Source organism: Actinomycetospora chlora (assembly GCF_039542135.1).
In the GTDB taxonomy this organism is placed as follows: domain Bacteria; phylum Actinomycetota; class Actinomycetes; order Mycobacteriales; family Pseudonocardiaceae; genus Actinomycetospora; species Actinomycetospora chlora.
Map to the genome: position 1 here is coordinate 1 of NZ_BAABHO010000101.1, position 6,174 is coordinate 6,174.

4 protein-coding genes are annotated in these 6,174 nt (G+C 79.6%); all 4 read left to right on the forward strand.

The window, feature by feature from the left end:
• Positions 1-527 (forward strand): helix-turn-helix transcriptional regulator (locus ABD994_RS30705; RefSeq protein WP_345425356.1); only part of this gene is annotated, 527 nt, incomplete at its 5' end.
• Positions 524-1,759, forward strand: a complete 1,236-nt coding sequence (locus ABD994_RS30710) for an MFS transporter (protein WP_345425359.1) — start codon at positions 524-526, stop codon at positions 1,757-1,759. The genes ABD994_RS30705 and ABD994_RS30710, both read left to right, overlap by 4 nt.
• On the forward strand, positions 1,756-4,473 hold the full coding sequence (locus ABD994_RS30715) for a winged helix-turn-helix domain-containing protein (protein WP_345425362.1): 2,718 nt from the start codon (positions 1,756-1,758) through the stop codon (positions 4,471-4,473). Before ABD994_RS30710 ends, ABD994_RS30715 begins: the two co-directional genes overlap by 4 nt.
• Before the next feature lie 88 nt (positions 4,474-4,561).
• On the forward strand, positions 4,562-6,174 hold a 1,613-nt coding region (locus ABD994_RS30720; RefSeq protein WP_486303757.1), incomplete at its 3' end, for a winged helix-turn-helix domain-containing protein.

The following is a 6,174-nucleotide window of genomic DNA, read 5'->3' on the forward strand; positions in this document are numbered from 1 at the left end:
CCTGGACCGCGGCCGCCGCCGGCGAGCACGCCGCGGCCCGCGCGGCCCTCGCCCCGCTGCTGGCTCGGCGGCCGCACCCCACCCCCGACGCGCTCGACGTCGAGGCCTGGCTGCTGGAGAGCCGGGGACGGCTGGCGCGCGTCGACCGCCCGAGGGCCCGCGCGGCGGCCCGGCACGCCGTGGACCTGGCCGAGCCCACCGGCGCCCTGCGGCCCTTCACCCACGCCGACGGCGCGGTGCGCGCCCTGCTCGTCGACGAGCTGGCCGCCGGCGCGCCGCGGTCGACCTTCGTCGCCCGCGCCCTGGCCGCGGGCGCCGCCACCCCCGCGGGGATCGCGCTGAGCGGGCGCGAGCACGACGTCCTCGCCCGGCTGCCGTCGCTGGAGAGCCTCGACGAGATCGCCGACGAGCTCGACGTCTCGATCAACACCATCAAGACCCACGTCCGCGCGCTCTACGGCAAGCTCGGCGTCACCACGCGCCGGGACGCGGTGCTCGTCGCCCACGAGCAGGGCCTCCTCGGATGAGCGGGCGCGCCGGACCGTCGCCCCGTGCCGTGCTCGCCCTGCTCACCGCGCTGATGGCGGTCGACTTCGCGGACCGCCAGGTGCTCGTCGCCGCGTTCCCCGCCCTGCGCGCCGAGTGGCACCTCGACGACACGACGCTCGGCGCGCTCGTCGCGGTGGTGACCCTCGCCGTCGGGCTCGGCGCCCTGCCCGTAGCCGGGGTGGTCGACCGGTGGAGCCGGACGCGCGCGATCGCGGTGATGGGGACGGTCTGGAGCGCCGCCGCGGCGGCCTCCGCCCTCGCTCCGGGGCCGGCCGCGCTGTTCGCCGCCCGCGTGGGGCTGGGGGCCGGCGAGGCCGGGTACGGGCCCGCCGGCGGTGCCCTGCTCGCGACGTCCTTCCCCGCCGGGCGCCGGGCGACCGCGCTCGGCGTGTTCCAGGCCGCCGGACCGCTCGGCACGGTGGTGGGGATGGCGCTGGGCAGCGTCGTCGCGGCCGAGTGGGGCTGGCGCTGGGCGGTCGGGATGCTGGCCGTGCCGGGGGTGCTGCTGGCGCTGGCGGTGCTGCGGGTGCGCGACTACCCGACGGTCCGGTTGGCCCCACGCGGTCGCCGCGCGGTCGCGGGCGTGCTGCGCACGCGCACCGTCGTCGCGGCCGTCGCCGGCATCGCGCTGATGCTGGTCGTGGCCTCGGCGTTCTACACCTGGCTGCCGACCCACTTCGAGCGCGACCTCGGGCTCGGCCCCGCCGGCGCGGGCGAGCTGGCGGCGGTCGTGATGCTCGCCGGGGCCGCCGGCACGGTGGGCGGGGCCGTGCTCGCCGACCGGGCGGCGCGCCACGACCCGTCGCGGATGCGGGGGCCGGCCGTCGCGGCGCTCGCGGCGAGCGCGTTGCTCGTCCCCGCGCTCGCGGTCGTGCCGGCCGGTCCCGGGCAGGTCGGCCTCCTGCTGCTCGGGGCCGCGACCGTCACCGCGCCGGTCGGGCCCGCCGTCGCCGCCGTCGTCGACGTGACCCACCCCGGCGTCCGGGCGACCGCGGTGTCGGTGCTCGTCGTGGCCCAGAACCTGCTCGGACTGACCGTCGGCCCGGTACTCACCGGCGCCCTCGGCGACGCGCTCGGCCTCGCCACCGCCCTCGCCCTGGTCGCCGCGCTCGGCGTCGCGGCGTCGGTCTGCTTCCACCGGGCGTCGCGCACCTACGCACCCGACCGGGACGCCGTCGCGTCCGCACCGGCCCGGGAGGTGGCGCCGTGACCGTCTCCCCGGAGCACCCCGCGGCCCCCGTCATCGAGGGCCCGTGGACGTCCCCGCCGTCCCCGCCGGCCCCGCTGCCGGCCCCGCGCGCCGCACGTGACCACGCCGAGCACGCGGTCCCGGTGGCGACGCACCTCGTCGACCGGCCGCGGCTGCACGCGCTGCTCGACCGCCACACCGCGGACGCGGCCGTGACGCTCGTCGTGGGGCCGGCCGGGTGGGGCAAGACGCTGCTCGTCGGGTCGTGGCTCGCGGCGGGTGCCGGGGGCCGCCGCGCCGCGTGGGTCACGCTCGGCCCGTCCCACAACGACCCGCGGTCGTTCTGGGACACGCTCGCCCGGGCGGTCGGCCCGCACGCGGGACCGGCGGCCGCGGCCGCCCTGCGCCGCCTCGACGGCCGGGCCGGCGACCCCGACGAGCTGCCGGGGCTGTTCGCGCACGCGCTGCGGCTCGCCGAGGGGCGCGTGGTGGTGGTGCTCGACGACCTCCACGAGATCACGTCCGCCGCGGTGCACGCGGGGCTGCGCAGCCTGGCCGAGCGGCCGGTGCCGGGGCTGACGGTCGTGGCGACCACTCGCCGGGACCCGCCCTGGCCGCTGCACCGGCTGCGGTTGGCCGGCCTGGTCGCCGAGGTCCGGCCCGAGGACCTCGCCTTCCGCGACGACGAGGCGATCACCCTGTTCGCGCAGCTCGGCGTGCCCGCCGGCGACGGGCACGTGCGCGAGGTGGTCGCCCGCACCGGGGGGTGGGCGGCGGGCATGCGCCTGGCCGCCCTCGACCTCGCCGGGCGTCCCGACCTCGACGCCGCGGTCGCCGTGTTCTCCGGCGACACGCACAGCGTGTCCGGCTACCTGCTCGAGGAGGTACTCGGACGGCAGCCGTCCGAGCTCGTCGCGTTCCTGGAGCGGATCAGCGTCGTCGACCTCGTCTGCGCCGACCTCGCCGACGCGCTCACCGAACGGGACGACGGCGAGGCGCGGCTCGCGGAGCTCTCGGCGTCCCACCTGTTCGTCCAGGCGCTCGATCACCCGGGGCGCTGGTACCGGTTGCACCGCCTGGTGCTCGACCTCCTGCGGGCGCGCCCGGTGCCCCGCCGGACCCGGCGCGACCGGCACCGCCGCGCCGCCGAGTGGTTCCTGCGGCACGCGATGCCGCTGGAGGCGCTGCGCTCGGCCGTGCGGGGGGAGCTCTGGGGCCTGGCCGCGGACGTCCTCGGCGCCCACGCGATCTCCCTGCTGCTGCGCGGGTCCGCCGACGAGGTCGCCCGCGTGCTCGCCGGCGTCCCGCACCCGGTGCTGCTCGAGCACCCCGAGCTCGCCGTCGGGCTGGCCGGGGCCCGGGCCGTCCTCGGGGTCCCCACCCAGGTCCGGTCCCTGCTGGCCGCCGTCCGGCGGGGCGCCGACACGCTCACCGGGACACGCCGGCAGCGCCTCGACCTGCAGCACGCCCTCGTCGAGGGCGCCGAGTCCCGGCGGTCCGGCGACCTCGACGCCGCCGTCCGGGCCTTCCGCTCGGTGAGCGTCGACGTGCCCACCCTCGACCGGTGGGGCGTGGTGGACCCCGCGATCGTGCCGACCGTCGTCCTGGCCAACCTCGGCACGGCCGAGATGTGGATCGGTGACACGGCGGCGGCCGAAACCCACCTGCGCGAGTCCGCGGAGGAGCCCGGACCAGCCTCGTTCCCCCGGGTCAACGCGGCCGCCCACCTCGCGCTGCTCGTGTGCGAGCGCGGCGAGCTCGACGAGGCCGACCGGCGGGCACGCGAGGTGGTCGCCGTCGCCACCGACGCGGGCTGGACACGTGCACCCCAGATCGCCGCCGCCTACCTCGCGATGGCGCGCACGTCGCTCGACCGCCACGAGCTCGACGACGCCGACCGGTGGGTGGCCCGCCTCTCGGAGGTCGAGGAGGCCGCCCCCGAGCCCCACGTCGTCCTGGCGCGCGCCCTCGTGCTCGCCGGCCGCCGGGACCTCGCGGGTGACCACGAGGACGCCCTCGCCCAGCTCCGGCTCGCCCGGACGCGGGCCGGCTCCTGGACGCCCCCGCGGCCGCTGACCGAGCGGTGGCACCTCGGGGAGGCCGACCTGCTCGCCCGGGGCGGCAACCCCGCGGCGGCCCGGGCGCTGGCCGCGCGCCTCGGCCCGCCCGTGACCGAGGCCGGGCTCGTGGCCGCGGCCCGCCTGCGGCTGCACCTCGGCGACGACGGGGTGGAGGGGGCCCTCGGCGCGACGACGGCGAGCGCGCTCCCCCGGGTCCGGACGGAGGCGGGCGTCGTCGCGGCGCTCGCCGCCGAGCGTGGGGGCACACCGGACCGCGCCCTGGACCTGCTCGAGGACGCGCTGCTCGCCGCGGCGCCGTTCGGGCTGCGCCGGCCGTTCCTGGCGGAGCCGGCGCTCGCCGACCTGCTGCGCCGGCGCGTGGACCGCGGCAGCGGCGCCGCGACGTTCGCGGTCGACCTGCTCGAGCGCCTCACCGGGACCCTGACCGGGACCCTGCCGGGCACCTCCCGCGCGGCGCCCGTCGAGCCCCTCACCGAGCGCGAGGCGACCATGCTGCGCTACCTCGCGAGCACGCTGTCGAACCCGGAGATCGCGGCCGAGCTCTACGTCTCGGTGAACACGGTGAAGACCCACCAACGGTCCGTGTACCGCAAGCTCGGGGCCACCGGCCGCCGGGAGGCCGTCCACCGTGCCCGCGCCCTCGGTCTGCTCTGAGTGGTCAGCCCCGCGGCGGCCGTCACCCGATCTGCCTCATCCTCCGCGTAGGACGCCGCCTCACCCGGCCCGGCGCCACCCTGCGTGCATGGTCCGGATCCCCGCGAGCAGGACGACGGTGCCGGCGCTGCCCGCGTGGCACGTGCCGCGGCCCGCGCTCTCGGGACGCCTGGCCGCGGCCGGGGACGGCCGCCTGGTCGCCGTGGTCGCGCCGGCGGGCTCCGGCAAGACCGTCCTGCTCGCGGAGTGGGCCCGGCGCGGCGAGGGACCCGTCACGGCGTGGGTCGGTCTGGACCGCGACGACGCCGAGCCCGACCGCTTCTGGGCCGCCGTGCTCGCCGGCGTGCTGGCGACGGGCGCGGTCCCCGCGGGCGACCCGCTGCACGCCCTGGCCGACCGCGTCGCGGCCGGCGCCGGCGGCCTCGACCTCGCCGACGCGCTGCTCGACGCCCTCGCGACGTCCCGCCCCGCGGTCCGGCTCGTGCTCGACGACGTCCACGTCGTGGCCGACCGCCCGGGCGGCGCGCGGGCCCTCGCCCGGCTGGTGCGCGACCGCCCGGCCGGGGTGTCGCTGGTGCTCGCCGCGCGCTCGGACCCCGCCGTCGGGCTGCCCCGGCTCCGCCTCGACGACGGGCTGCTCGAGCTGCGGGCCGCGGACCTGCGCTTCGGGCCGGGGGAGGCCGCCGCGCTGGCCACCGCCTGCGGCGTCGACCTCGGCGGCGACGACGTCGCGGTCCTGCACCGGCGCACCGAGGGCTGGGCCGCCGGCCTGCGGCTCGCCGTGCTCGCCCTGCGCCGCGGCGACGAGGGTTCCGCGTCCTTCCTCGCCCGGTTCTCCGGCGACGAGCGCTCCGTCGCCGACTACCTCGGCGGTGAGCTCCTCGCCGGTCTCACGCCCGACGACCGCGAGCTGCTGGGCGACATCAGCGTCTGCGACCGCCTCCCCGCGCCGCTCGCGCGCGAGCTCACCGGGCACCCCGACGTCGCCCGCCGGCTCGAGGAGCTCGCCCACGGGCTCGGGATGATCGAGCGGCTCGACCGGGCGGAGCCGGGCGCGCACCGCGTGCACGCCCTCCTGCGCTCGCACCTCGCCGCGGATCTCGCCCGCCGGTGCCCCGACCGGCACCGGGGGCAGCACGCGACCGCGGCCCGGTGGTGGGCCTGGCACGCCGAGCCCGTCCACGCCCTGCGCCACGCCCGCGAGGCCGGCGACCCCGCCCTCACCGCCGACCTGCTGCGCCGCGTGGCCGTCCCGCTCCTGCTGCACGGCGAGCTCCCCGCGCTGCGCCTCGCGCTCTCCGACCTCGGCCCGACGGTGGTGCACGACGACCCGTACCTCGTCCTCGTCGCGGCGCTCGCGCACGTCGACGCGCGGGAGCTCCCCGCCGCGGCGGCGCGCCTGCACCGTGCCCGCGCCGTCTGGCCGGCGGCACCCGATCCCGTGCTGGCGGGGCTGCGGACCGCCGTCGAGATGCTCACGGGCGCTGCCCCGACGCCGGCGACCGCCGTGCCCGACGACCCCGGGCTCGCGGGGCTGCTGCACCTCGCCCGCGGGCGGTCGCTGCTCACCCGCGACGACACGTCCGCCGCGCGGGCCGAGCTGCAGCGCGCCCTGGCCGTCGCCCGCACCGCCGGCTTCGCCCGGCTCGCCGCGACCGCCCTCGACGGCCTCGCCCTGGCCGCGCTGGCCGAGGGCGGCTA

Coding starts and splice junctions, on each gene's coding strand:
- ABD994_RS30710 (WP_345425359.1), top strand. CDS start 524: ATGAGCGGGCGCGCCGGACCGTCGCCCCGTGCCGTGCTCGCCCTGCTC.